At 73.1% G+C, this 24,594-nt stretch carries 22 protein-coding genes; 14 read left to right on the plus strand and 8 right to left on the minus strand.

Features of this window, described 5'->3' with window-relative positions:
• Positions 1–42: 42 nt before the first annotated feature.
• From ACH4RG_RS04450 to ACH4RG_RS04460, 3 genes are all read right to left on the minus strand, one after another.
• Positions 43–1,680, minus strand: a complete 1,638-nt coding sequence (locus ACH4RG_RS04450; protein ID WP_397919549.1) for a transporter — start codon at positions 1,678–1,680, stop codon at positions 43–45.
• The gene (locus ACH4RG_RS04455; RefSeq protein ID WP_397919551.1) at positions 1,677–2,540 is read right to left on the minus strand and encodes an ABC transporter ATP-binding protein; all 864 of its coding nucleotides are present in this window, start codon (positions 2,538–2,540) and stop codon (positions 1,677–1,679) included. Before ACH4RG_RS04455 ends, ACH4RG_RS04450 begins: the two co-directional genes overlap by 4 nt.
• An 84-nt stretch (positions 2,541–2,624) precedes the next feature.
• Positions 2,625–3,302 (minus strand): bifunctional DNA primase/polymerase, encoded by a 678-nt coding sequence (locus ACH4RG_RS04460; protein ID WP_397919552.1) that lies wholly within the window; start codon positions 3,300–3,302, stop codon positions 2,625–2,627.
• 298 nt (positions 3,303–3,600) lie between these two features.
• Here ACH4RG_RS04460 and ACH4RG_RS04465 point away from each other — a divergent pair, with 298 nt between their 5' ends.
• Positions 3,601–4,983 carry a transcriptional regulator gene (locus ACH4RG_RS04465; RefSeq protein ID WP_397919553.1) on the plus strand — a complete coding sequence of 461 codons (1,383 nt, stop codon included), beginning with the start codon at positions 3,601–3,603 and terminating at the stop codon, positions 4,981–4,983.
• A 187-nt stretch (positions 4,984–5,170) separates the two neighbouring features.
• The gene (locus ACH4RG_RS04470) at positions 5,171–6,820 is read left to right on the plus strand and encodes a hypothetical protein (RefSeq protein WP_398539098.1); all 1,650 of its coding nucleotides are present in this window, start codon (positions 5,171–5,173) and stop codon (positions 6,818–6,820) included.
• A gap of 38 nt (positions 6,821–6,858) precedes the next feature.
• On the opposite strand, the gene ACH4RG_RS04475 is transcribed toward ACH4RG_RS04470, so the two are convergent.
• The gene (locus ACH4RG_RS04475) at positions 6,859–8,130 is read right to left on the minus strand and encodes an ABC transporter substrate-binding protein (protein ID WP_398539099.1); all 1,272 of its coding nucleotides are present in this window, start codon (positions 8,128–8,130) and stop codon (positions 6,859–6,861) included.
• Positions 8,131–8,304: 174 nt separating this feature from the next.
• Here ACH4RG_RS04475 and ACH4RG_RS04480 point away from each other — a divergent pair, with 174 nt between their 5' ends.
• Positions 8,305–8,751, plus strand: coding sequence for a hypothetical protein (locus ACH4RG_RS04480; RefSeq protein WP_032764190.1), 447 nt, complete (start codon positions 8,305–8,307; stop codon positions 8,749–8,751).
• A gap of 28 nt (positions 8,752–8,779) precedes the next feature.
• Positions 8,780–9,676 carry a formyltetrahydrofolate deformylase gene (gene purU, locus ACH4RG_RS04485; RefSeq protein WP_397919558.1) on the plus strand — a complete coding sequence of 299 codons (897 nt, stop codon included), beginning with the start codon at positions 8,780–8,782 and terminating at the stop codon, positions 9,674–9,676.
• Positions 9,677–9,711: 35 nt separating this feature from the next.
• Here purU and ACH4RG_RS04490 read toward each other — a convergent pair whose 3' ends face one another.
• Complete coding sequence (locus ACH4RG_RS04490) at positions 9,712–11,214, minus strand: zf-HC2 domain-containing protein (protein ID WP_398539100.1); 1,503 nt, start codon at positions 11,212–11,214, stop codon at positions 9,712–9,714.
• Positions 11,211–11,804, minus strand: a complete 594-nt coding sequence (locus ACH4RG_RS04495) for an RNA polymerase sigma factor (protein WP_397919562.1) — start codon at positions 11,802–11,804, stop codon at positions 11,211–11,213. The genes ACH4RG_RS04490 and ACH4RG_RS04495 overlap by 4 nt, the downstream gene beginning before the upstream one ends.
• A 353-nt stretch (positions 11,805–12,157) precedes the next feature.
• On the opposite strand from ACH4RG_RS04495, the gene ACH4RG_RS04500 reads away from it, so the two are divergent.
• From ACH4RG_RS04500 to ACH4RG_RS04510, 3 genes are all read left to right on the plus strand, one after another.
• On the plus strand, positions 12,158–12,532 hold the full coding sequence (locus tag ACH4RG_RS04500; protein ID WP_397919564.1) for an STAS domain-containing protein: 375 nt from the start codon (positions 12,158–12,160) through the stop codon (positions 12,530–12,532).
• Between the two features lie 215 nt (positions 12,533–12,747).
• Positions 12,748–13,314, plus strand: coding sequence for an SDR family oxidoreductase (locus tag ACH4RG_RS04505; protein WP_397927641.1), 567 nt, complete (start codon positions 12,748–12,750; stop codon positions 13,312–13,314).
• A 186-nt stretch (positions 13,315–13,500) separates the two neighbouring features.
• Positions 13,501–14,022: an EF-hand domain-containing protein gene (locus ACH4RG_RS04510; protein WP_397919568.1), complete on the plus strand. Its 522-nt coding sequence runs from the start codon at positions 13,501–13,503 to the stop codon at positions 14,020–14,022.
• Positions 14,023–14,172: 150 nt separating this feature from the next.
• Here the strand turns inward: ACH4RG_RS04510 and ACH4RG_RS04515 are convergent, their stop codons facing one another.
• A complete protein-coding gene (locus ACH4RG_RS04515; RefSeq protein WP_398539101.1) occupies positions 14,173–15,744 on the minus strand; it encodes a class I adenylate-forming enzyme family protein in 1,572 nt (523 codons plus the stop codon).
• A gap of 198 nt (positions 15,745–15,942) precedes the next feature.
• On the opposite strand from ACH4RG_RS04515, the gene ACH4RG_RS04520 reads away from it, so the two are divergent.
• From ACH4RG_RS04520 to ACH4RG_RS04535, 4 genes are all read left to right on the plus strand, one after another.
• Complete coding sequence (locus ACH4RG_RS04520; RefSeq protein ID WP_397919572.1) at positions 15,943–17,142, plus strand: amidohydrolase family protein; 1,200 nt, start codon at positions 15,943–15,945, stop codon at positions 17,140–17,142.
• Positions 17,143–17,153: 11 nt separating this feature from the next.
• A complete protein-coding gene (locus tag ACH4RG_RS04525; RefSeq protein ID WP_398539102.1) occupies positions 17,154–18,308 on the plus strand; it encodes an acyl-CoA dehydrogenase family protein in 1,155 nt (384 codons plus the stop codon).
• 7 nt (positions 18,309–18,315) lie between these two features.
• Positions 18,316–19,365 carry an acyl-CoA dehydrogenase family protein gene (locus ACH4RG_RS04530; RefSeq protein WP_397919576.1) on the plus strand — a complete coding sequence of 350 codons (1,050 nt, stop codon included), beginning with the start codon at positions 18,316–18,318 and terminating at the stop codon, positions 19,363–19,365.
• Positions 19,366–19,772: 407 nt separating this feature from the next.
• Positions 19,773–20,252, plus strand: coding sequence for an ATP-binding protein (locus tag ACH4RG_RS04535; RefSeq protein WP_397919578.1), 480 nt, complete (start codon positions 19,773–19,775; stop codon positions 20,250–20,252).
• A 79-nt stretch (positions 20,253–20,331) separates the two neighbouring features.
• Here the strand turns inward: ACH4RG_RS04535 and ACH4RG_RS04540 are convergent, their stop codons facing one another.
• On the minus strand, positions 20,332–21,258 hold the full coding sequence (locus ACH4RG_RS04540) for a cyclase family protein (RefSeq protein WP_397919580.1): 927 nt from the start codon (positions 21,256–21,258) through the stop codon (positions 20,332–20,334).
• An 84-nt stretch (positions 21,259–21,342) separates the two neighbouring features.
• Between ACH4RG_RS04540 and ACH4RG_RS04545 the strand changes: the two genes are divergently transcribed.
• The 3 genes from ACH4RG_RS04545 (at position 21,343) to ACH4RG_RS04555 (ending at position 24,594) form a co-directional block, all read left to right on the plus strand.
• On the plus strand, positions 21,343–22,275 hold the full coding sequence (locus ACH4RG_RS04545; protein WP_398539103.1) for an SDR family oxidoreductase: 933 nt from the start codon (positions 21,343–21,345) through the stop codon (positions 22,273–22,275).
• Positions 22,276–22,423: 148 nt separating this feature from the next.
• On the plus strand, positions 22,424–23,548 hold the full coding sequence (locus ACH4RG_RS04550; RefSeq protein ID WP_397919584.1) for an acyl-CoA dehydrogenase family protein: 1,125 nt from the start codon (positions 22,424–22,426) through the stop codon (positions 23,546–23,548).
• On the plus strand, positions 23,545–24,594 hold the full coding sequence (locus ACH4RG_RS04555; protein ID WP_397919586.1) for a Zn-dependent alcohol dehydrogenase: 1,050 nt from the start codon (positions 23,545–23,547) through the stop codon (positions 24,592–24,594). The genes ACH4RG_RS04550 and ACH4RG_RS04555 overlap by 4 nt, the downstream gene beginning before the upstream one ends.

Raw genomic sequence — 24,594 nt, forward strand, 5'->3', positions numbered from 1 at the left:
GCCGGCCCGGCGGACCTGACCGGCCGGGGCAGCCCCCGGCCCTCAGCCCTTGCTCACCGCCGCCAGGATCTCCGGCAGCCGGGCCGCCGTGCGCCGCGCGGCGATCCGCAGCCCCGCCCACCCGACGAGCGCCCCGTACGCGAGCCCGCCCGGCACCAGGAGCCACAGCGCGTCGTGGCGGTCCGTGACGTGCATCCAGACGGTCGGCACGATCACCGGCGCGGCCAGCAGCGCGGCGGCCACCATGCCGCCGAGGATCGAGATCCAGGCCAGACCGCCCTGCCCCGGCACCACGTTCTTGAACGCGCCCTCCTGCGGAATCGAGTACGGGAACAGCGCCGAGGCCACCGCGCCCGTCGCCAGCATCGAGCCCAGCAGCGCGAACGACAGGCCGAGCGCCCCCGGCAGCGCCTGCCAGTCACCGATCACCGCCGCCGTCACCGCGCAGACGATCAACGTGAACGGCAGGGTGAGCAGCAGCAGGACCAGTGCCCGCGCCCGCAGTTCGACGTACGCGTCCCGGGGCGAGGAGATCGTCAGCGCCACCATCCAGAAGGCCGAGGTGTCCTGGCCGAACTGGTTGTACATCTGCATGCCGAGCATCCCGGCCGCGAAGCACGCGAAGTAGACCGAGCCGGTGCCCTGGACCGCGTTGAGCAGCGGCACGATCGCCCCGACCGCCAGCGCCGTCACCCAGGCCGCCTTGGTCTTCGGGTCCCGGGCCACGTACCGCAGGCCGCGCTGCATCACCGTCGCGGTGCGGCCCTCCGGCAGCAGCGCCGACAGACCGCCCCGGCCGGACTCCGCACGGGCCGGCTCGGCCGCCGCCAGGGTCGAACCGTCCGGCGAGGTCATCAGCCTCACCAGAGTCCGCCGCCACATCCACATCAACGCCGCCACGGCCGCCACCGTGATCAGGAGCTGGGCGACCGCGACCCCGTACGCGCCGTCCGAGGCCGCGTCCACCGACGCCACGGCGGAGGCGCCGGGCAGCCAGCGGACCACGTCGGCCGCCGGTTCCAGCGTGGACAGCCCGCCGGCCTGGCCGAGCCGCTGCGCGCCGAAGTTGACGAACTGGATGCCCACCGCGATCACCAGCCCGCTGAGCACCGCGAGGTCGCGGCCCTTGCGGGAGTTCAGCAGCCGGACGTTGGCCGTGGCCACCGCCCGGGACAGCGCCACGCAGAGCAGCATCGTCAGCGGGACCGCGAGCACGGCGAACACCGCGCCCGCCGCCCCGTGCGCCGACGCGATGACCGAACCGGCCACCAGGCACAGGGTGAACAGCGGGCCGATGCCGATCATCGAGGACACCAGCAGGGCCCGGATCAGCGGCTCCGGCCGCAGCGGCAGCATCACCAGCCGGGTCGGGTCGAGGGTGTCGTCACCGCTGGGGAAGAACAGCGGCAGCACCGCCCAGCCGAGCGCCACGACACCGGTCAGCAGCACCACGACGGTGCCCGCGTGCTCGTTGCCGCGCAGCAGCACCAGGCCGAGCACCTGCCCCGCGGCGAGCAGCAGCGTGAAGACCAGGGAGGTGATGAACGCCGCCCTGCGCCCGGAGGACTGCCGCAGTCCGTTGCGCAGCAGCGTCAGCTTGAGACGGACGAAGATCGGGGTCAGGCCCGTCGTCGGCGCCGCGGGGGCGGCCGAGGCGACCGGGGCGTCCAGCACGCTCATCGGGAGCCGCCCAGCCAGTCGAGGGAGTCGCCGGCGTCCCGGCCGCCCGCTCCGACCAGTTCGAGGAAGGCGTGCTGCAACGAGGGGGCGTCGCCGCGCACCTCGGCCAGCGTGCCCCGCGCCTTGATCCGGCCCGCGGCCATCACGGCGACCCAGTCGCACAGCGACTCGACCAGCTCCATCACATGGCTGGAGAAGACCACGGTCGCCCCGGACCGGGTGTAGCGCTCCAGCACCCCCCGGATGGTCTGCGCCGAGACCGGGTCGACGCCCTCGAACGGTTCGTCCAGGAAGAGCACTTCGGGGTTGTGGAGCAGCGCCGCCGCGAGCCCGATCTTCTTCCGCATGCCGGTCGAGTAGTCCACGACCAGCTTGTGCTGCGAGCCGGCGAGATCCAGCACGTCCAGCAGCTGGGTGGCCCGCTTGTCCACCTCGTCCCCCGACAGGCCGCGCAACCTCCCGTTATAGGCCAGCAGTTCACGGCCCGAGAGCCGCTCGAACAGCCGCAGCCCCTCCGGCAGCACCCCGATCCGGGACTTCACCTCGACCGGATCCGTCCACACGTCGTGGCCCGCGACCTCGATCTTCCCCATGTCGGGCCGCAGCAGCCCGGTGACCATCGAGAGCGTCGTCGTCTTGCCCGCCCCGTTGGGCCCCACCAGGCCGACGAACTTCCCCGCGGGCAGCTCCAGATCGATCCCCGCGACGGCGACCTGATCCCCGAACCGCTTCCACAGCCCTTGCACGCGGACGGCGGGCCGCGCCTCCTGGGCACCGCCCGCCGTCGCGGCTGGCTCCACGCCTGTCCCCGCGTCGGTCTCCACGCCTGTCTTCGTACGTGCATCTGCCCGGTCCGGCATGGCACAGCCTTTCGATATCCCCATAGATGGGGACCACCCTACGAAAGGCCTGACCGGGGCCCCGGGAGAAGCCGTCCGGGCGCTCTACGGAACGCGCGTACGGGCGTCGGCCGCCTCCCGTGCGCAGGCGTACGCCAGGGGGCTGATCAGCTCGTCCACATCGGGCAGCCAGCGGTTGGCACGGGTGGGCTTCCGGGCCCACTGCACGGCCCCCCGGGCGCCGACCCGGGTGGGCGGAGCGGCGACGTAGTGGCCCTCGCCGCGGCCGGTCAGGTCGATCGCCTCGGCGTTCCAGCCGAGCCCGCGCACCAGCTCGGAGCTCTTGGCGGCGGCGCCCGGCAGCACGAGGAACAGCATCCGGCGGTCGGGGGTGCGGATGACCGGGCCCAGCGTCAGGTCCATCCGCTCCATCCGGGCCAGCGCCAGGAATCCCGCGGACTCCGGGACCTCCAGCGCGTCGAAGGTCCGGCCGGTCGGCAGCAGGACCGAGGCGCGGGGCTGCCTGCTCCACATGCGCCGGGCGGCGGCCCCGCTGCCGGTCGCCCGGCCCGCCCAGTCGGGCCGGTCCGCGTGGGCGCCCGGCAGGGCGCAGCCGGCGTCGCCGCACGAACACCGCTCCCCGCCGCCCACCGCCTCCAGCCAGGCGCCGGGAAACACGTCCCAATGACGCTCTTCCGCATACCGCACCGCGGCGTCGAGCAGATGCTCGCCCCGCTGCTGAGGGACCTGTGCGGCTTCCGTGACTCCGATGGGCTCTTCCACGCCCGGCACAACTCCCGCCGTCACCTGGGGTTACGGCCTCCCCTGAGCCGGGGCCCGGCGCACTGCCCCCGCACGCGGGGCGCATCGGTGCACGGCCGGGGGCGCGCGTGCGGCGTCGCACCGAAGTGCGGGTAACCACCTCCAGGACCGCAGCCGGGGCCGCTTCCCGACCTCGGTGACGGTGCAACGCGCCATGGCCGTACCGAATGCCGATGGAATATGCGCATTTCTTGAGTATGTGACGGGCAGTGATCCCTTCCACCGATCACTGCACATAACCGATGTTTCAGGGGGACATATGGCTGCAAGGCCTCTCGTAGCCCGCCAGCCCAACGAACGGCTCCAGACGCTCATCCAGGAAGCCGCCTGTTCCAACGCGGGCCTCGCGCGCCGCGTGAACATGGTCGGGGCCGAGCGGGGTCTCGACCTGCGCTACGACAAGACCTCCGTGGCCCGTTGGCTGCGGGGACAGCAGCCCCGGGGCCGGGCCCCGGGGATCATCGCCGAGGCGCTCGGCCGCAAGCTCGGCCGTACGGTCACGATCGACGAGATCGGCATGGCCAACGGCAAGAACCTGGCCTCCGGCGTCGGCCTCCAGTACGCGCCGACCGTCGCCGGGGCCGTCGAGCAGGTCTGCGAGCTGTGGCGCAGCGACGTGGGCCGCCGCGATCTGCTCACCGGGTCGGCGGTCGCCGCGTCCGCGCTGGTCGAGCCCAGCCGGGACTGGCTGATCTCGGGCCCGGACGCCCAGGTCGAGCGGACGGCCGGGGCCCGGGTCGGGATGTCCGACGTCGAGGCGGTGCGGGCGATGACCGCCGCGCTGACCGACCTCGACCACCGCTTCGGCAGCGGCCATGTGCGGCCGGTGCTCGTGCACTACCTCAACAGCGTGGTCTCCGGCCTGCTTTCGGGGGCGTACCGCGAACAGGTGGGGCGGCAGTTGTTCGGCGCGGTGGCCCGGCTCGCCGAGCTCGGCGGCTACATGGCGGTCGACACCGGCCAGCCCGGCCTCGCCCAGCGCTACTACATCCAGGCGCTGCGGCTCGCGCAGGCGGCGGGCGACCGGGCGTACGGCGGCTATGTGCTCGCCGCGTCGATGAGCCATCTCGCCGCCCAGCTCGGCAACCCCCGCGAGATCGCCCAACTGGCCCGCGCGGCGCAGGAAGGGGCCCGGGGGCACGTCACGCCCCGCGCCCGGGCGATGTTCTACGCGGCGGAGGCCCGGGGGCACGCGCTGCTCGGGGACGCCAGGACCTGCCACGCGGTGTCGGGGCATGCGGTCGCCGCGCTGGAGCAGGCGAGCCCGGAGTCGGGCGACGACCCGGTCTGGATCGCGCACTTCGACGCGGGCTATCTCGCGGACGAACTGGCCCACTGCCACCGGGACCTGGGGCAGCCGGAGCAGGCGGCCCGGCGGGCGAAGGAGGCGCTGGCCGCGCTGCCGGAGACCCGGGCCAGGCGGCGGGGCATCGCGCTGGTGCTGCTGGCCTCGGCCCAGGTGCAGCAGCGGGAGGTGGAGCGGGCGTGTCACACGGGCACCCGGGCGATGGAGCTGCTGTCGACGGTGCGCTCCAGCCGGGGCGCCGAGTATCTCGACGACCTCCAGCAGCGGCTCACGCCCTACGGCGAGGAGCCCGCGGTAAGGGAGTTCGGCGAGCGGCTGGAGCTCCAGGCGGCTTGAGGGCACGAGGTCGCCGATGCGGTCCGGGCCGTGTTCGTGACGGTCCGGCCGTTAACAGCGTCGCGGGGCGGCGGGGTGTTACCGGGCCTGTGAAGGGGTCGTGAGGGGCACCACGCGCTTGGCGGAGGCGGGTGACCACCCGATAGCGTGAGCCGACGGTTCCGTAGGTTCACACGTAGGAGTCCTGGTGACGCAGAGCGGACAGGGCGGCGAGCACGAGCTCCCCGCCGCACGACCCGCGCACGAGGGTGTCGTGCTGCCTGCCGACGGCGGAGCCCCCTGGACCCCCGGGGCGTCCGGGGCCGGGCAGGGCGGGCAGCAGGGCGAGCAGGCGGTGCCCGCGAGCGGTCAGCCGTGGGGCGGGCAGTGGGGGCCGCCGGGACCGCAGCAGCAGCCGGACGGGGGATACGGCTACCCGCCCGCGCAGCCCCTGCCGCCCGCGCATCAGGCGCCGGGCCCGGAGACGTACCAGCAGCCCGGGGCCTATCAGCAGCCTCAGCAGCCGGGCGCGTACCAGCAGCTGCCGCAGCAGCAGCCCGGCGCGTACCCGCCGCAGTACCCCCAGCAGCAACAGCACCAGCAGCAACAGCAGCCTCAGCCGCCCCAGCAGCCTCAGGCGCCCCAGGGCGGGCCGTACGCGCAGCCGCTGCCGCCGGAGGCAGGGCAGGGCGCTCAGGGTGTTCCCGGCGGGGACGCGGACGCCACGCAGTACATCGCGCCGGTTCCGGGCGGTCCCGGCCCGGTGGGGCCCCCGCAGGGCGGCGGGGACGCCGACGCCACGCAGTACATCGCGCCCGTCCCGGGCGGTCCCGGCCCGGTGGGGCCGCCACAGGGCGGCGGGGACGCCGACGCGACCCAGTACATACCCCCGGTGCCCGGAGGGGCCCCGTACGGGATCAGGCCGGGCGCGCCGGGGGACCGGCAGCCGCCCGCGGAGTTCGACAACCTGTTCCGTTCCGAGGAACCCGCGGGCGCCACGCAGCAGATGCCGCAGTTCGACGCGGGGCAGCAGCCCCCGCCCCCGTACCAGCAGCAGGGCTATCAGCCCCCGCAAGCCCAGCCGCCCCAGCAGCCACAGCGGGGGCCCCAGGGCGGCCAGTTGCCGCCGCAGGCGCCCGGGGGCTACCAGTCCGGCCTCCAGGACTTCCAGGGCCGCGCGGAGCAGGACGGGCCGGCCCCGCGGCCGAGCGGCGATGCCCCGCGTCGGCGGTCCGCGCATGTTCCGCTGATCGCCGCGGTCGTCGTGGGCTGCGCCGTCATCGGACTCGGCGCGGGCGCACTGCTGAGTGGCGGCAACGATCCCGGTGAGGACGACAAGCAGCCGGTCGCCTCGCAGAGTTCACCGGCCACGGAGCCCACCGCCGAGGCCGCGCCCGACCCGGCGAAGCCACAGGCCGAGGCGCTGGACAAGCTGTTGGCCGACAGCAACAACAGCCGGGCCGCGGTGATCAGCGCGGTCGAGAAGATCAAGTCCTGCAAGGACCTGGACCGGGCCAACGCCGACCTCAAGGGCGCCGCCCAGCAGCGCCGCGACCTGGTGACCCGGCTCGACGGGCTGACCGTGGACAAGCTCCCGCGGAACGCGGAGCTGACCGCCTCGCTGAACCGGGCGTGGAAGGCCTCGGCGGCGGCCGACGAGCACTACGCGACCTGGGCGCGGCAGGCCAAGAAGCAGAAGCACGTCTGCAAGGGCGGTCAGGCCCGGTCGACGAGCGAGACGGCCAAGGCCAACCAGCAGAGCGGGGTGGCCACCCAGGCCAAGCGCGAGGCGTCCAAGCTCTGGAACGCGATCGCGGCGAAGTACGGCCTGACCAAGCACGGGGTCACCGAACTCTGAGCCCCGGGCCGGCCCGACCTGATCCCGAACGAGAGGTCCTAGCTGCGCGGGGCGTCCGTCAGGGCGTCCGAGACGTCGACGAAACCCTTCTTCTGGGCGGTGAGCCGGCCCTCGCGGACTACTTGGAACGTGACCTTCGTGTTGACGATGCGCGGGTAGCTCAATGTGCCCACCAGGTCCTCGAAGCGCCAGCGGAGCGTCGGGGTCAGGCCGCCGGTGTCGACCTCGACGCCCCGGTTGAGGGCGGCCACGACCCGGCCCGGTGTGACCTTCTCGTCGTCGATCGCCCGGACGGCCGCCCGCAGCGCCGTGTACGCGATCCAGGTCGTCTGCACGGCGGTGTCGTCCGGGTCGATGCGGTTGTCCCCGAAGGCGTACTTGCCGACCACCTCGCGCATCTCCTTCCAGCGCGCGTTCCTCGCGTCCGGGTACCAGCCGGTGACGTAGGCGCCCTCGAAGGGGCTCTTCGGGCCGCCCGTGCGGTCGATGAGCGGCTGGCTGACGCTGCCCAGCACGGAGGAGATCCTGACCTGCTCGCCGTCCGGCTCCAGGCGGCGGAAGGAGTCGAAGAACGTCTCCGTGCGGGCGCCGAGCACCGCCGTCACACAGCCGCCGTCGGACCGTTCCAGCGCCTGCGTGGCCTGCTCGTCGTAGGACGTGGCGTCCAGCGGGGCCAGGATGTCGGTGGAGGCGGGCCGGTCGGCGGCCATCAGCCCGTTGTTCAGGAGCGGCGGCATGCCGTCGCCGCCGATCGAGTCGGGCCGCACCAGCGAGACCCGCTCGCAGCTCCGGCTCAACTGCTGTCCGTGCCCGGCCAGCAGCGCCGGCTGGCCACCGTTGACGGGGTACGAGAGGTAGCTGCTGAACTCCTCGGTGGAGGCGCCGTAGCCGCCGATGTACGGGACGCCGCCCGCCTCCAGCGCCGGCATGAAGCTCTGGCCGTGGCGGCTGTACGAGCCGACGACGGCGGCCACCTTCCTCTCGACGGCCTCCCGCGCGCACCGCTCGGCGCCGAGCGCGGTGTCGCCCTCGTCGCAGACGACCACCTTCAGCTCGCGCCCGTCGATGCCGCCGGTGTCGTTGACCCAGCGGGCGTACGTCTGTGCCATGGCGGGCACCCCGGACATCTTCACCGCGTTGATGTCCTCCGACCGGTCGGGCGCCCAGGTCATCACGGTGACGGGCTCCCTGGACCCCCCCGAGGCCCCAGGGAGCACGCCGCAGCCGGACAGCAGCACCGCCCCCGCCGCCGCCGCGCTGATGACGCCCGGGAAGGGGCGGGGAAAGGTGGGGCGTCGCCGTCCGGTCATGGACCAGGACCCTTCCGGGCCCCGGGTAACGGCGCGGTGTGCCGTTCTCAACGCACGGTGACGTCCAGGTGAATTACGGGGGCCCGTGCGGGGACGCGGTGAAGGAACGTACGATCGACGACCGTGCAGCAAGGTTCGGAGAACTCTTCCCGTCGCGGCCGTCGCTCCTCCACCATGGGCGGCATGCCGCTCACTGACATGCCGTGGTGGCGCTGGCGCACCAACGTGCGCTCGGCGCTGCACATGCTCTCCGACCCCGTCTTCCACCACGAGTGCTGGCTCGCCGGCCGGGAAGGGTACGGGGACGTCACCGACGCCGTGTACCGCCTGGTCGAGGACACCTGGCTCGACAACTGGTCCGCCGAGAAGTACGTCGGCACCATATTCAGGGACTCCGCCGAGGCCGCCGCCGTGGACGCCGCCGCCCTGCGGGTGCTGCGGATCATGCACCAGGTCGGGGCGGACGCCCCCGTCTCCGCCTATCTGGAGCACCACGGCTGGCCCGAGGCCGTCCACGCGGCCCGCGAGGCCCATGTGATGCTCGCCACCAACGACGCGGAGGATCCGGACATACCGCCCCGCTCGCTGGACGTCATCCGCATCATGACCAGGGCCGCCTGAGACACGGCGGGTGTGGCACCCTACGAGGATGACCGCGCCGCAGCCCGCCCCCACCGCCGCCTCGGACGCCGCCGCGACCGAGCAGTACGTCCTCACGCTCTCCTGCCCCGACAAACAGGGCATCGTGCACGCCGTGTCGAGCTATCTCTTCATGACCGGCTGCAACATCGAGGACAGTCAGCAGTTCGGGGACCACGACACGGGTCTGTTCTTCATGCGCGTCCACTTCTCGTCCGACGCCACCGTGACGGTGGACAAGCTCCGCGCCAGCTTCGCCGCGATCGGGGAGGCCTTCCGCATGGAGTGGCAGATCCACCGGCCCGCCGAGCGGATGCGGATCGTGCTGATGGTCAGCAGGTTCGGCCACTGCCTCAACGACCTGCTGTTCCGCTCCCGCACCGGGGCGCTGCCGGTGGAGATCGCGGCCGTCGTCTCCAACCACACGGACTTCGCCGAGCTCGTCGCCTCGTACGGCATCCCCTTCCGGCACCTCCCGGTGACGAAGGACACCAAGGCGGAGGCCGAGGCGCGACTGCTGGAACTGGTCCGCGAGGAGGACGTCGAGCTGGTCGTCCTGGCCCGCTACATGCAGGTCCTCTCCGACGACCTGTGCAAGCAGCTGAGCGGCCGGATCATCAACATCCACCACTCCTTCCTGCCGAGCTTCAAGGGCGCCAAGCCCTACCACCAGGCGCACGCGCGCGGGGTGAAGCTGATCGGCGCGACCGCGCACTACGTCACCGCCGACCTCGACGAGGGCCCGATCATCGAGCAGGAGGTCGAGCGCGTCGGTCACGGCGTGACGCCGGACCAGCTGGTCGCCATCGGCCGGGACGTGGAGTGCCAGGCGCTGGCGCGCGCGGTGAAGTGGCACGCGGAGCGGCGCATCCTGCTCAACGGCCGCCGCACGGTGATCTTCGCGTAACGGCTGTCCCATGACGCGGCGCCTTTCGGCAGGCCCTACAGCCGGCTGAGCGAGGCCGTCGCGAACAGCACGTCGCGGATGGCCTCGCGGTCGCCCTCCTGGCCCGCCGCCGCTTCCACCGGCGAGATGTGGCCCGCGGCGAGCCGGCAGAACTCGACCCCGTCCAGGGCCACCTGGGCCACCGTGCGTTCGGGCGAGCCGAGGGCGGCCGGCGAGTCCAGCGCGATGTACCAGTCGCCCCCGCCGCGGCCCTCGATCTCCAGATGGACCGAGCGGCCCGGCGCACCGGCCGTGACGAGGTCCTTCGCGGGCCCGGCCAGTCCGGCGCGGCGGCGCCCCGCCATGGCGGCCGGAAGCAGCCGGGCCGCCAGGTCGATCATCCGGTGCAGATGGGCCGCCGACGGGGCCTCGTACGGGTAGTCGACGGCGTCGGCGATGTCCCCGCCGTGCACCCAGCACTCGAAGGCGCGGTCCAGCAGCGCGTCCTGGAGCGGCAGGGCGAAGGCCCCGTAGGAGACGGAGGCCTCGGCGACGTTCCGCCCGGCGAAGGACGCGGTACGGATCAGTTCGTGGCTCTGGGCCCGCCAGGGCTCGCGGACGGCCCGGGTGGGCGGCCGGTGCGCCGCCGACCAGAGCCTCTCGGTGCGCTCGGTGGGGTCCAGCGGCGCCTCGCCGCCGCCGAGCGGGTCGTCGAGGCCGAGCGCGGCGGACAGCAGCCCGTCGACCGCCGTCAGGTGGCCGATCACCCCGGCGACCGTGGTCCTGCGGCTGACCTCGCGCTCCTCCTCGAACCACCGCAGCCGCACCGGCGCGTGCCACTCCGAGTCCGCGATGTCGCGGAGCAGCGCGTCGAGCCGGGCGGTCTCGGCGTCGTACGGGGCGGCGTACTCCGGCACCGGGATCCGGGCCGGCCGGCGACTCAGGCAGCCGTCCATCACCCGGGACCGGAGCGTCGGATCGAGATCCAGGGAGCCGTCGGTGTGCAGCAGCCCCACCGCGTCCCGCAGCCGCAGCGCCTCGTCGGCGCACGGGGCGCACGCGGTGAGGTGGTCCTCCAGGGCGGCGGTCTCCTCGGCCGAACAGGCGGACAGCGCCCAGGCGCCGAGGAGGGCCTTGAGGACCCGGTGGGGGAGGTCGATGCCCGAGGCGGAGGCGGAGGCGGAAGTCATGAGCGGCTCCGGGAGGGCCTGGTCCGAGGTGACCCGTTCCGGTTCGGCGTCTTCCGTTTCGGACGGCTCCGGTTCGGCCTCTTCCGGTGGGGACGGCTCCGGTTCGGACGGTTCAGACCTGGCCCGCTCCGGGGTGGCCGCAGGCGCGGACCCGTGCTCGGCCGGGGATCCGGCCGCCGGCTCGGGCGGCTCCGGGACGGACTGCTCCGGCACGGCCTCGTCCGGGGCCGTCGATCCGGGCGGCGGCAGGGGAGGGCGCGGCACGGACTCCAGGTCGAGGTCGTCCGCCGCGCCGCGCGGGCCCGGTATCCGGCGGGCGCCGCGCACCTCCTCCTCGCCTCCCTCGCTCTCGCGTCCGTCGCCGCTCACCGGACCCGCCCGTAACCGGGTGGCGAGGCCCCTTCGAGCGGGCGGGCGTTCGCCGTGGAGAGCAGTTGGAGCCCCAGCCGGAGCCGACGGCGCGCCTCGTCCTCGGTCACCCCGAGGTCGGCGGCGGTCTGCCGGTAGTCCCGGCGATGGATGTACGCCAGCTCCAGGGCCTGCCGCAGCGGCGCGGGCATCGAGGAGACGATGTAGTCGGCGCGGGCGGCGGCCGTGGCGCTGCGCACCCGCCGCTCCAGCTCGTCCGGATCGGGCGCCGCGCCCTCGCCGTGCTCCGCCGCGTACGAGGAGACCGCCGCGCGGCGCAGCCGCTGGACGGACTGGCGGTGGGTGAGGCGGGCCACCCAGGAGCGCATCGAGCCCTGCTTCGGGTCGTACGCCTCGGGGTTCTCCCAGACCTGGGCGAAGACCTCGCGGGTCACCAGGTCGGCGGCGTCCTCGTCGTCGAGCATCCGGTGCGCCTGGCTGTGGACGAGGGCCGCGAACCGGTCGTAGAGCTCGCCGAGCGCCGCCGCCTCACCGCGGGCCAGCCTCTGCTGCATCCTGCGGTCCCAGCGGGGTGCTGTCTCCTTCGCCATGAACCCCCCAGCCCCCGGCCCTGTCCACCCGACTCCGTGATCCACCCTGTGCCCGTGAGGACCGAATGTAGTCCGCGGGGCGGGCGGTGCACGCGCCTTTGCGGCAACTCTCTTCTTGCGGCGCGTGGCCGACGACGGTAGTCGATTTTCGGCCCGGATGCCTCGCTGTCCGCCCGCTGTCCGTCTGCTGTCCGCTCTGAGCAGCGGAAACGGCCCGAAGTGCTCCTCTCCGCCGGAAACCTCCTGGGCGTCGGTCGGCGCGTCGGTGTTTCATGGGGGTGCGGTGGGGCAGCCGCGAGGAGGAACGGAAACTTCCGGATTGCCGGGAGCCCCGGAACGAGAGGTCCAGTCGCGTGACGCTGAAGGTGGACGAGGCGGAGCAGGGCTCCTGGACCGTGCTGCGCATGAGCGGCGAACTCGACCTGGTGACCTCCCCTGTCGTGCGCCAGTCCGTCCACGAGGCGGTGGCGGAGGGGCAGCACGATGTGGTGCTCGACCTGTCCGAGGTGTTCTTCTGCGACTCCAGCGGCGTCGGTGTGCTGATCGCCTCGCGCCGGCTGATGAAGTCCTGCGGGGGCCGGCTGCGGCTGATCCTCCCGGCCCGGGGCGCGGAGGACGGTTCGCACGTCAACAAGGTGCTCGGGGCGCTCGGGGTGCGTCGGCTGTTCGACGTCTACCCGGACGCGCGGTCCGCCACCGACGAGGCGTGCAGGCCACTGAGCGCCTGATCCCCCTGGCGATGCCCGCCTCGGCGCACGCCGTGGGCGACTCACCGAGCCTTTCCCTCTTGACCGGGTGGCGCGTTCGCGTGCGATGACGGCGCGGATGGTTCCGCTCACGCGTGTCGACAGCGATTGTTCAGCACTGCGGGAGGCACCGAAACCGCGCCGTGTTCGATGGGCGGGGCAGGAGACAGCGCCGGGTCCGTGTCTCCGAACTGGGCGTGGACGGCGACGTCGAGACACTTTTCGCCGGCGTGGAGGCCGGCTTGGCCGGTCGGCCGCTCGACATCCTGGTCAACAACGCGGCAGCCGCACCGGCCGGCCCGCTCGGCGTGACCACCCGGGCGGAGTTCGACCACTTGTTCGCGGTGAACGTGCGAGCGTCCTGCTTCATCATCGAGCGAGCGCTGCCTCTGTTGAACGAGGGCGCCCGGATCGTCTCGGTCTCGTCGGTGGCGACCCGGATGGCCAACTCGGCCCAGACGTCCTTCGCCATGACGAAGGGCGCGATCGAGACGATGACCAGAACCATCGCCGTCCAACTCGGCCCCCGAAGGATCACGGTGAACGCGGTCGCTCCTGGGGCCACCAGGACGGTGGCCAACGGAGCTGTCTTCGACACGCCGGGCCTCACCGAACGGATATCCGGCATGACGGCGCTCGACCGGCTGGGCGGGCCCGACGACGTGGCCGACGTGGTCGCCTTCCTCGCCTCCCACGCCGCCCGCTGGGTCACGGGTCAGATCATCGACGCGAGCGGGGGCCTGTTCCTCGGCCCACGCGTCTGACCGACGAGGGTCAGGCGACGGCGGCGCGTCGTGCATCTCCCTCCGGCTGCCGTTCCCGGTCCGGGCAGGCAAGGCGGGCGTCTCCGACGGTATCCCCGAGCCCCGGCCTGTGGCCGATGCGAGGTTGTCACACAGGAAGCGCTGCTCGGTGACACGTGAGCGCCCGGGGCGTCGTACGCTCCCCGCATGGACAGCGCAGAGTACGAGCGAAAGATCGCGCATCGCTTCGCAGCCTTCGACCAGGACGGCAACGGATATATCGATCGTGCCGATTTCAACGCCGCGGCGGCCCGTCTGCTCACCGAGTTCGGTACGACGGCCCGCTGCGACAAGGGCCAGGCGCTCTACACCGGCGCCGAGGCCTTCTGGCAGGGCATGGCGGGGATCGCCGATGTGGACGGGGACCAGCGGGTCACCCGTGAGGAGTTCGTCGGCGGGGCGGTGAAGCGGCTCCGGGACAATCCCGGGCGGTTCGCCGAGATCGCCCGGCCGTTCCTGCGGGCGACCATCGCGGTCGCGGACGGCGGGAACGACGGCAGGGCGTCGGTGGCGGACGTGGAGCGGGCGCTCCGGGTCCTCGGGGCCAGCGCCGAGATCGCGGGTATCGCCGCCCAGAGCCTGGACACGGACCGGGACGGGCTGATCGCGGAGAGCGACGTGGTCGAGGCGTTCGCCGTGTACTTCACGGTGATCGAGCCGGACGCGTAGAGACCCCGGGCGTTACGACCCGTAGAGACCCGGGGCGTCACGCTACGACGCGTAGGGACCCCGGACGTGACGACGCGTGGAGATTCCGGGCGTTACGGGGGCGGCGCGCCGCCCCCGTAACGCCCGGCTCCGCCCGTTCCCCCCGACGCCTCACCCGCCGAACCGTTCCCGCAGCCGGTACTTGAGCACCTTGCGCAGCGTCTCGTTGCGCGGCAGTGCGTCGAGGACCTCCAGCTGCTCGGGCACCTTGTGGACGGACAGGCCCGCTTCCCGCAGATGGGCGGAGAGCGCGGCGAGGGTCAGGGGCGGTGCGCCCGGCGGCTGTTCGACCACCGCGCAGACGCGTTCGCCGCGCTGCGGGTCGGGCAGCCCGATGACCGCCGCGTCGGCGACGGCGGGGTGGGTGTGGAGCAGGTCCTCGATCTCCTTGGCGGAGATGTTCTCGCCCTTGCGGATGATGATGTCCTTCAGCCGGCCGGTGAGTGTGAGGTGCCCGCTCTCCCGGAGCCGCCCCACGTCTCCGGTGATCAGGAACCCCTCGGCGTCGAAGGCCGCGGCGGAGGCCCCGGCGTCCAGATAGCCCCGGCAGACCGCCTCCCCGCGCAGCCGCACCTCGCCCTCGGCGCCGTACGGGAGAGGCTTTCCGTACTCGTCGGCGATCCGGATCTCCATGCCCTCGGGAGGCCGCCCCTCGGTCAGGGCCAGGTTCTCCGCCGTGTCGTCCGGGGCGCCCATGGTGATCATCGGGACCTCGGTCATGCCGTAGCCGTGGGTGAGCTGGACCCCCATCTCCCGCACCACCGCGTGGTAGACCTCCGGCGGCTTCGGCGCCCCGCCGCCCGCCAGCAGACGGAGGGTCGGGATGAGCGGCCGGCCGGGCGCCTTGCGCTGTTCGGCCAGGAACATCGCGTAGAAGGCGGTCGAGCCGCCGGCCACCGTCACCCCGTGCCGCCGGTACTCCGCCAGTGCGTCCGGCAGCGCGAACTGCTCGAACATCACCGCGGGGAACCCGTACAGCAGCAGCATCACCGTGTAGTCGGGCCCGGCGACATGGGCGTACGGGAACGCCATCGAGCCCACGTCGTCGGCGGAGAGCCTCAGGGCGTGGGCGAGACAGGAACCGCCCGCGATCAGGGAGCGGTCGGTGTGCAGGACGCCCTTGGGGTCGGAGGTGGTGCCGGAGGTCCAGTAGATCCAGCGGACCTCCTCGCCCGAGGAGGGGGCGGGCGGCGGCGGCAGGACCGCCGGGTCGCCGTCGGGGAGGGTGTCGTAGGCCTCGAAGACCCGCGGCGGGCGGTCGAGTTCCCCGGCGATCCGCTCGGCCATCGCCGTGTGGTCGAAGCCGCGCCACACGCCGGGCACGGCGAAGAACGAGGCCCCCGACGCGCGCAGCGCGAACCGCACCTCGCGGTCCCGGTAGAACGGGATGACCGGCGTCTGTACGGCCCCGAGCCGGGTCAGGGCGAAGGAGAGCAGGGCCGTCTCCAGCCGGGTCGGCAGCTGCCAGGCCACCACGCTGCCCGCCCGCACGCCCATCCGGTGCAACCCGGCGGCGACCCGCTCGGCGCGGTCCCTCAGCTCGCCGAAGGTCAGGCGCCGGTCCTCCTGGAGCAGGACCGGGCGGCCGGGAGTGAGGGCGGCACGGCGTTCGATCAGCTCCCAGAAGGTGCGGGAGGCGCCCAGGGCGTGGGCGGACGCGGTCACGTCGTTCACGGCGGTCACAGCGGTCCCTCCGAACTGACGGTCAGTCAGGCAGTGCGGAGAGCGTAGGGCTCCGCGCCTTGTCGGTCCAGGGGCGCGGGGCTAGCCTGAGTGCTGCGACCGAATCTGACGGGCCATCAGAAATCCCGGAAGACTATCGAAGGCCGCCCGCACCCGGGACCGCGCCGGGCGCGCCGGGCGCGCCGGAGGGACGACACCATGACGGATACGGAACTGCCTCGGATCGTCAGCGTCGACGACCATGTGATCGAGCCCGCGCACCTCTTCTCCACCTGGCTGCCCGCGAGGTACCGCGAGCGCGGGCCGCAGCCGCTCACCGCGGGCATCGGGGAGCTGGCGTACACGGGCGGGAAGTACGTCATCACGATGGACCCGGACGGGCCGCCCACCGACTGGTGGATCTACGAGGACCTGAAGTTCCCGTACAAGCGGAACATCGCCGCCGTCGGCTTCGACCGCGACGACATGACCCTGGAGGGCATCACCCGCGCCGAGATGCGGCCCGGCTGCTGGGACCCGGCCGAACGCCTCAAGGACATGGACCTCAACCACGTCGAGGCCTCGCTCTGCTTCCCGACCTTCCCGCGCTTCTGCGGGCAGACCTTCGCCGAGGCGCACGACAAGGAGGTCGCCCTCGCCTGCGTGCGCGCCTACAACGACTGGATGGTCGAGGAGTGGTGCGGCGACAGCGGAGGCCGGCTGATCCCGCTCTGCATCATCCCGCTCTGGGACATCGGCCTCGCCGTCGCGGAGATCAGGCGGAACGCGGCGCGGGGCGTCCGCGCGGTCACCTTCTCCGAGATCCCGACCCACCTCGGGCTGCCGTCCATCCACACCGGCTACTGGGACCCGTTCTTCGCCGTCTGCCAGGAGACCGGCACCGTCGTCAACATGCACATCGGCTCCAGCTCCCAGATGCCCGCCGCCTCCCCGGACGCGCCCCCGGCCGTGCAGGCGTCGCTCTCCTTCAACAACGCCATGGCCTCGATGATGGACTTCCTCTTCAGTGGGGTCCTGGTGAAGTTCCCGACGCTGAAACTGGCGTACAGCGAGGGCCAGATGGGGTGGATCCCGTACGCCCTGGAGCGCGCCGACGACGTCTGGGAGGAGCACCGGGCCTGGGGCGGGGTGCGCGATCTGATCCCCGAGCCGCCGTCCACGTACTACTACCGGCAGATGTTCTGCTGTTTCTTCCGCGACAAGCACGGCATCGCGTCGCTGGACGTCGTCGGCCGCGACAACGCCACCTTCGAGACCGACTACCCGCACGTGGACTCGACCTTCCCGCACACCAAGGAGGTCGCCCTCGACCACGTCAAGGGACTGGACGAGGAGACCGTCCACAAACTGATGCGCGGAAACGCGATCCGGATGCTCGGCCTGGACCTGGACAAGTAGGCGGGGCGGCGGTGGATCTCGCGTACACGGAGGCCGAGGAGGAGTTCCGGCGGCGGCTGCGGGAATGGCTGGCCGGCGCACTCCCCGGCCTGCCCCCGAAGCCCTCGCCCGACGACTGGCCCGCGCGCCGGGCGTACGACACCACCTGGCAGCGGATGCTGTACGACGCCGGGTACGCGGGCCTGCACTGGCCGATGGACGCGGGCGGGCGGGGGGCCACCCCGACCCAGCACCTGATCTACCTGGAGGAGACGGAGAAGGCCGGGGCCCCCTACGTCGGGGCGAACTTCGTCGGGCTGCTGCACGCCGGACCGACCGTCGCCGCCGAGGGCACGGCCGAGCAGCGGGCCCGCTGGCTGCCGCCCGTGCTGCGCGGCGACGAGATCTGGTGCCAGGGGTTCAGCGAGCCGGACGCGGGCTCCGACCTGGCCGCCCTGCGCACCCGGGCGGTGCGCGACGGCGACTCCTACGTGATCAGCGGAGCCAAGATCTGGACCTCGCACGCCGAGGTCGCCGACTGGTGCGAGCTGCTGGTGCGGACGGATCAGGACGCGCCGAAGCACCGGGGGATCAGCTGGCTCGCGATGCCGATGGACGCCTCCGGCATCACGGTCCGGCCGCTGCGCACCCTGGCCGGGTCCACGGAGTTCGCGGAGATGTTCCTCGACGAGGTCCGGGTGCCGGCGCGCAACCGGGTCGGGGCCGAGAACGACGGCTGGCGGGTCACCATGGTCACCCTCTCCTTCGAACGCGGCACGGCCTTCGTCGGCGAGGTCGTCGCCTGCCGCCGCACCCTGGACGCCCTCGCCGACGAGGCCCGCCGCAACGGGCGGTGGGACGACGCGGTGCTGCGCCGGCGTCTCGGCAGGCTCGACGCCGAGTTCCGGGCCCTGTGGCGGCTCACCCAGTGGAACGTGGCGGAGTCGGAGCGTACGGGGGGAGTCCCCGGCACCGGCGGCTCCGTCTTCAAGCTGCGCTACTCCGGGGCCCGCCAGGAGCTGTACGAGGCGGCGGCGGAGGTGCTGGGCGGCGACGCGTTCGACCTGGACCAGGAATGGGTGCTGGACCGGCTCTCCTCCCTCTCGTACACGATCGCCGCGGGCACCTCCCAGATCCAGCGGAACATCGTCGCCGAGCGCATCCTCGGCCTGCCGAAGGGGCGCTGAGGCCACCGTGGACTTCCAGCTCTCGGACGACCAGCGGGCCCTGCGGTCCGGCATGCGTGACCTGCTCGACGCGGTGTTCGACCGGGACCGGCTGCGGGCGGCGGTGGAGCGGGGCGGGTCCCTGGACCGTTCGCTCTGGCGCGAGCTGGGCGCGGCCGGCTTCTTCGCGCTCAGGCTGCCCGAGGAGGCGGGCGGGGTGGGCCTCGGGCTGCCCGACGCGGTGCTGCTCTTCGAGGAGGCGGGCCGGGCGCTGCTGCCGGGCCCGCTCGTCGCCACCCACCTGGCGGCGGGCCTGGTGAAGGGGGCCGCCGAGGGCGAGGCGGTGGTGACGGCCGTGGACGGGGGCCTCCCGGTGGCCCACCTGGCGGAGGCGGACGCGGTGCTGGTGGGCGCCGACGCCCTCGTCGGGGAGCCGCTGCGCGCCCTCGTCGCCGCCGCCCGGCCCGTGCGGTCGGTGGACCCGCTCACACCGCTGCACCGGACGGGGGCGGACACGGGAGCGGCGGGGGCGCGGGCGGTATCGGGGCCGGCGGGTGCGCGGGCGGTGACGGAGCGCACTACGGCGCACGCGGAGCGGATTCGCTTCGAAGGGGTGCTGCTCGTCGCCGCCGAACAGCTCGGCAGCGCCGCCCGGACCACCGAGACGGCCGTTCAACACGCCGAGGGCCGCGAGCAGTTCGGATCGCCCATCGGATCGTTCCAGGCGGTCAAACATCTCTGCGCCGACATGCTCGCCCGCACCGAACCGGCCCGCGCCGCCGTGTACGCGGCCGCCGTGACCGGTGATCCGGTGGAGATCGCTGCGGCCAAACTGCTCGCCGACGAGGCGGCCGTACGCAACGCGCGCGACTGCCTCCAGATCCACGGGGGGATGGGCTTCACCTGGGAAGCAGATGTTCACCTCCACCTGAAACGGGCCTGGCTCCGGGCCGCGGCCCGGCTCCCCGGGGCCGCGGCCGAGGAGCTCCTGGCCGCCGGTCTGGGGGCCGCGCGGCCGCGTTCCGGCAGGTCGGCGGCGTTCGGCGGAGGGAGCCCGCAAGCAGGGGGTGGAGGGTGACGCAGCGCAGCCGTGTGGCGCGGATACCGGCTTGTGTCCTTTGGGGGATTCGTCACCGGGTGGAGTCGGTGTCCGGCTCGGGTACGCTCCGTGGGATGCGAGTGGTTCTGGAACCGGGAGATCCGGGGGCGGCCTGTGCGGCGGCCCCGGTCCGGGGCGAGGGCTCTCGTCGGAGATGTGCCGGGCCTGCCCGAAGAGCGTTTCTCGCGGTCTCTGCGCGCTCCTGTTCGACTCCCCGCGGCGAGCGTCGCACAGTATGCACCACGCGTACTCCTTCGCGCTGGAATATGCCCGAAGCGCTTGTTGCGGTGACTGTACGTCAACCATGCTGTCGCGTAAGGGAATCACGTTCCGTGACCCTGAGGAGGCGCGAGGCGATGTGTCCGCCGGTTCGGATGGTGTGAGCGGTGCAGGTGCTTCAGGTTCAGTTGGAGGTCGGTCCGGATCCCGCGGAAGTGGGGCGGGCCCGTAGGTGGGCGCGGTCGCGTCTGGTCGGTTCCGGGATAGGGGATGACGAGCCTCTCGCCGAGACGCTCATCCTGCTGATCTCGGAGCTGGTCACCAACGCCGTCGTCCACACGGGCTGTCCCGCGGTGCTGCGGATGCTCTTCGGCGGGGCCGGGACCGTCCGGGTCGAGGTCGCGGACGCCAGCGACCGCCCGCCGCTCCAGCGGCACGCGGAGGGCGACGAAACGGGCGGCCGGGGCCTGGAGCTGGTGGACGGCCTCGCGGACCGCTGGGGCTGGCTGCCGGAGGGCGCCGGGAAGCAGATCTGGTGCGAGGTCGACCGGAGCGGCCCGGCACGGCTCCGGGAGGCGCCCTCGGGTGTCGGCCAGGGCGGCGAACCGTGCGAACCGCCCTCCTGCCTCTTCACCAACCTGGCCTGAGGCCGCCCGGCCGGCCTCTCCCCGCCAGCTTTCCGCTGTTCCCCCTTCCCCCCTCCCCCTTCCCTTTCGGGGCGGCCGTTCACAGGATCGCGACCGGGGCGACCGGCGAGCCGGTGGCCCCGGCGAACGGCTCCGGTGACGCGGTGAGCAGGAAGGTGTGCCGGCCCTCCTCCGCGCAGGCCTCGGACAGCGCCTCCAGGTTCCAGTTCTGGCCCTGCGGCATGCCCATCTCGACCAAGTGCAGCGCGTGCACCGGCATCCACAGGTCCTCGATCTCCGGCGGGAAGATCTCGAAGGTCAGGGTGTCGTTGGCGACGGCCGCCACATCCCGGGCGTGGAACCACTCGGGCGTGCGCACCGAGAGCCCCGGCGACGGATAGCCGTACGCCTGCCGGTCCCCGGCCAGCGCGAGGCGCACCTGCCCGGTCCGTACGAGCACGATGTCCCCGGCCCGTACGCGTACGCCCCCGAACTCCTCCGCCGCGGTCAGGTCGTCCGGCGTCACGGCGTGATCGCCGGGCAGCCGCTCCACCCCCCGGGCGCGGGCCACGTCCAGCAGCACCCCGCGCGAGACGAGGTGCTCCACGGTGGCGATCGAGGAGAACCGGGCTCCGCCGTGGGCGGTGATCGTGTCCGCCCGGCGGCCGTTGTAGATCTTCCCGCTGTGCGAGACATGGGTCAGAGCGTCCCAGTGGGTCGAGGCCTGGAGTCCCATCGTGACGGCGTCGTCGCTGGTGGCGACCGTGCCGGGGCCGAAGATTTCCTGGTTGATCTGGACCATCGTGTGCAGCGGATTGATCCGGCCCGGGACGAGGCCGCTCTGCACCCCGTCCTGCTGGAGCGGCAGCGCGAGCGGTATCCGGCGGCCGGTGCGGACGGTGGCGACGGCCTCGCGCACGACGGCGTCGGTGATCAGGTTGAGCGTCCCGATCTCGTCGGCCCCGCCCCAGCGGTCCCAGTTGTTCACGCGCTTCGCGATCTCGTGGAACGCGGCCGGCAGGGACATGGGGGCCTCCTGGGTCTTGTGCCGGAGTATCCGGCTGCCCGTAAAATCTAACGGGCCGTCAGAAACCGCGGGAAGGGGCCGGGCATGGGGAACTTCTTGACAGGCAGGGTGGTCGCCGTGACAGGCGCCGGCCGGGGCATCGGGCGGGCGGTCGCGCTCGCCGCGGCGGGGGAGGGGGCACGGGTCGTCGTCAACGACTACGGAGTCTCCGTCGAGGGGTCCGAACCGACCAGCGAGATCGCCCGGTCCGTCGTCAAGGAGATCGAGGCGGCGGGCGGCGAGGCGGTCGCGGTCGCCGACGACATCTCCACGATGGCGGGCGGGCAGCGGATCGTGGACACGGCGCTGGCGGAGTACGGGCGGCTCGACGGCGTGGTCTGCGTGGCCGGGATCCTCCGTGAGCGGATGCTGTTCAACATGTCCGAGGAGGAGTGGGACCCGGTTCTCGCCACCCACCTCAAGGGCACGTTCACGGTCTTCCGGGCCGCCTCGGCGGTGATGCGGAAGCAGGAGGGCGGGGGCACGCTGATCGGCTTCACCAGCGGCAACCACCAGGGCAGCGTCTCCCAGGCCAACTACAGCGCGGCGAAGGGCGGGATCATCTCGCTGGTGCGCAGCGCGGCGCTGGGCCTGCACAGGTACGGGGTCACGGCGAACGCGGTCGCGCCCGTCGCCCGGACCCGGATGTCGGCCGGTGTGCCGATGGAGCTGACGGAGATCGGGGAGCCGGAGGACGTGGCGGCGCTGGTGGTCTACCTGCTCAGCGAGCGGGCGCGGGCCGAGGGGATCACCGGGCAGGTGTACACGATCGCGGGCCCGAAGATCGCGGTCTGGGCCCAGCCGAGGGAGTTGCGGGCGGCCTACGGGGAGGAGCCCTGGACCCCGGAGAGGATCGCGGACTTCCTGCCGGGGACGGTGGGGGTGGACCCGATGCCGATGCTGGCGCGGCTGGAGGAGATGGCGGCGGCGGCGAGGGCGGGCGACCGGCCGAACGCATCCGGCCCCTCCGGCGTTTGAGGGGCGGGGCCGAGCAAGCCAGCCTCTCCGGCGTTTGAGGAGCGGGGGTTCGGGGGCGGAGCCCTCGGGGCGCTGCCCCGGGCCCCGGTCCTCGAAACGCCGGACGGGTTCGACTCGGGGCGGCGCCCCCAGGAGCACAGGAGGCAGCATGGACTTCCGTACCGAGGCGCGCACCTGGCTGGACAGCCACCTCGCCGACACTCCCGCCCCCGACCCCCGCACATGGGAACGCGAGCTCGGGCGCGCCGGGTGGATCGGGATCGGCTGGCCCGGCGAGGACGGGGAGAGTCACGGCAACCGCCGGGCCACCCTCGCCCAGCAGGTCGTCTGGGCCGAGGAGTACGCCCGCTCCGCGGCCCCCGCGCGGATCGGCCACATCGGGGAGAACCTCCTCGCCCCGACCCTGATCACGTACGGCACCGAGGAGCAGAAGCGGCGCCATCTGCCCCCCGTGGCCCGGGGCGAGACGCTGTGGTGCCAGGGGTACAGCGAACCGGGGGCCGGCTCCGACCTCGCCGGGGTGCGCACCGCCGCCGTGCCGGACGGGGCCGGCGGCTACGCCGTGACCGGGCAGAAGATCTGGACCTCGCTCGCTCTGGACGCCGACTGGTGCTTCGTCCTCGCCCGCACCGACCCCGGCTCCACCCGCCACCACGGGCTGTCGTTCCTGCTGGTGGAGATGGACCAGCCGGGCCGGATCGAGGTGCGTCCGATCCGGCAGCTGACCGGGACCAGCGAGTTCAACGAGGTGTTCCTCGACGGGGCGCGGGCCTCGGAGGTCGTCGGGGGCGAGGGCAACGGCTGGCAGGTCGCCATGGGCCTCCTGGCCCTGGAGCGCGGGGTCTCCACCCTGGCCCAGCAGATCGGGTTCGCCGAGGAGCTGGACCGGGTGGTCGCCGCCGCCGTGGCCAGCGGGGCCGCCGAGGACCCGGACATCAGGGCCCGGCTCGTCCGGCAGTGGGCGGAGCTGGACACGATGCGTCGGCACGCCCTGCGCACTCTGGGATCCACCGGCGACCCGGGCGCGCCGAGCGTGGCGAAGCTGCTGTGGGGCGGCTGGCACCAGCGGCTGGGCGAACTGGCCGTGCGGGTCGCGGGCGAGGCGGGGGCTGTCGGGCCCGAGCCCTGGTCGGAGCGGCGACCGTACGAACTCGACGGCGCACAGCACCTGTTCCTCTTCAGCCGGGCCGACACCATCTACGGCGGCTCCGACGAGATCCAGCGGAACATCATCGCCGAGCGGGTGCTCGGCCTACCGAGGGAGCCCCGATGAGAGGCGTCGTCTTCGACGGCACACGGACCGAGGTCGTGGACGACCTGGAGATACGGGACCCGGGCCCCGGGGAGGTGCTGGTGGCGGTCGCCGCCGCCGGGCTCTGCCACAGCGATCTGTCGGTGATCGACGGCACGATTCCCTTCCCGGTCCCCGTCGTCCTCGGCCACGAGGGCGCGGGTGTGGTGGAAGCGGTCGGGCCCGGCGTCGTCCACGTGAGGCCCGGTGACCACGTCGCGCTCTCCACCCTCGCCAACTGCGGGGCCTGCGCCCAGTGCGACCGGGGGCGGCCGACCATGTGCCGGAAGGCCATCGGGCGGCCGGGGCGGCCGTTCTCGCGCGGTGGGAAGCCGCTGTTCCAGTTCGCCTCCAACTCCGCGTTCGCGGAACGCACGGTGGTGCGGGCCGTCCAGGCCGTGAAGATCCCGCACGACCTGCCCCTCACCTCGGCCGCCCTGATCGGCTGCGGGGTCCTGACCGGCGTCGGGGCCGTCCTCAACCGGGCGAAGGTCGGGCCGGGCGACACCGTCGTGGTCATCGGGACCGGCGGCATCGGGCTCAACGTGCTCCAGGGGGCCCGGCTGGCCGGCGCGCTCACCGTCGTCGCCGTCGACAGCAACGCGGCGAAGGAGGCGGTGGCCCGGCGGTTCGGCGCCACGCACTTCCTGACGAGCGCGGAAGACGTGCGCGGCATTCTGCCCGACGGGGCCGACCACGCCTTCGAGTGCGTCGGCCGCACCGAGCTGATCCGCCAGGCGATCGACCTCCTCGACCGGCACGGGCAGGCCGTGCTGCTGGGCGTACCGGCGGCGAGCGCCGAGGCGTCGTTCCTGGTCTCCTCGATGTACCTGGACAAGTCGATCCTCGGCTGCCGCTACGGCTCCGCACGGCCGCAGCGCGACATCGCCCTGTACGCGGACCTCTACCGGGAGGGCCGACTGCTGCTGGACGAGCTGGTCACCGAGACGTACCCGGTGCGGGACTTCGCCAAGGCGGCCGAGGACGCGCACCACGGGCGGGTGGCCCGGGGGGTCCTGGTCTTCTGA

It is taken from the genome of Streptomyces sp. NPDC021019, assembly GCF_044333295.1.
In the GTDB taxonomy this organism is placed as follows: domain Bacteria; phylum Actinomycetota; class Actinomycetes; order Streptomycetales; family Streptomycetaceae; genus Streptomyces.

Coding starts and splice junctions, on each gene's coding strand:
- ACH4RG_RS04555 (WP_397919586.1), top strand. CDS start 23,545: ATGAGAGGCGTCGTCTTCGACGGCACACGGACCGAGGTCGTGGACGAC.
- ACH4RG_RS04550 (WP_397919584.1), top strand. CDS start 22,424: ATGGACTTCCGTACCGAGGCGCGCACCTGGCTGGACAGCCACCTCGCC.
- ACH4RG_RS04510 (WP_397919568.1), top strand. CDS start 13,501: ATGGACAGCGCAGAGTACGAGCGAAAGATCGCGCATCGCTTCGCAGCC.
- ACH4RG_RS04455 (WP_397919551.1), bottom strand. CDS start 2,540: ATGCCGGACCGGGCAGATGCACGTACGAAGACAGGCGTGGAGACCGAC.
- ACH4RG_RS04465 (WP_397919553.1), top strand. CDS start 3,601: ATGGCTGCAAGGCCTCTCGTAGCCCGCCAGCCCAACGAACGGCTCCAG.
- ACH4RG_RS04480 (WP_032764190.1), top strand. CDS start 8,305: ATGGGCGGCATGCCGCTCACTGACATGCCGTGGTGGCGCTGGCGCACC.
- ACH4RG_RS04475 (WP_398539099.1), bottom strand. CDS start 8,130: ATGACCGGACGGCGACGCCCCACCTTTCCCCGCCCCTTCCCGGGCGTC.
- ACH4RG_RS04545 (WP_398539103.1), top strand. CDS start 21,343: ATGGGGAACTTCTTGACAGGCAGGGTGGTCGCCGTGACAGGCGCCGGC.
- ACH4RG_RS04450 (WP_397919549.1), bottom strand. CDS start 1,680: ATGAGCGTGCTGGACGCCCCGGTCGCCTCGGCCGCCCCCGCGGCGCCG.
- purU (WP_397919558.1), top strand. CDS start 8,780: ATGACCGCGCCGCAGCCCGCCCCCACCGCCGCCTCGGACGCCGCCGCG.
- ACH4RG_RS04520 (WP_397919572.1), top strand. CDS start 15,943: ATGACGGATACGGAACTGCCTCGGATCGTCAGCGTCGACGACCATGTG.
- ACH4RG_RS04540 (WP_397919580.1), bottom strand. CDS start 21,258: ATGTCCCTGCCGGCCGCGTTCCACGAGATCGCGAAGCGCGTGAACAAC.
- ACH4RG_RS04495 (WP_397919562.1), bottom strand. CDS start 11,804: ATGGCGAAGGAGACAGCACCCCGCTGGGACCGCAGGATGCAGCAGAGG.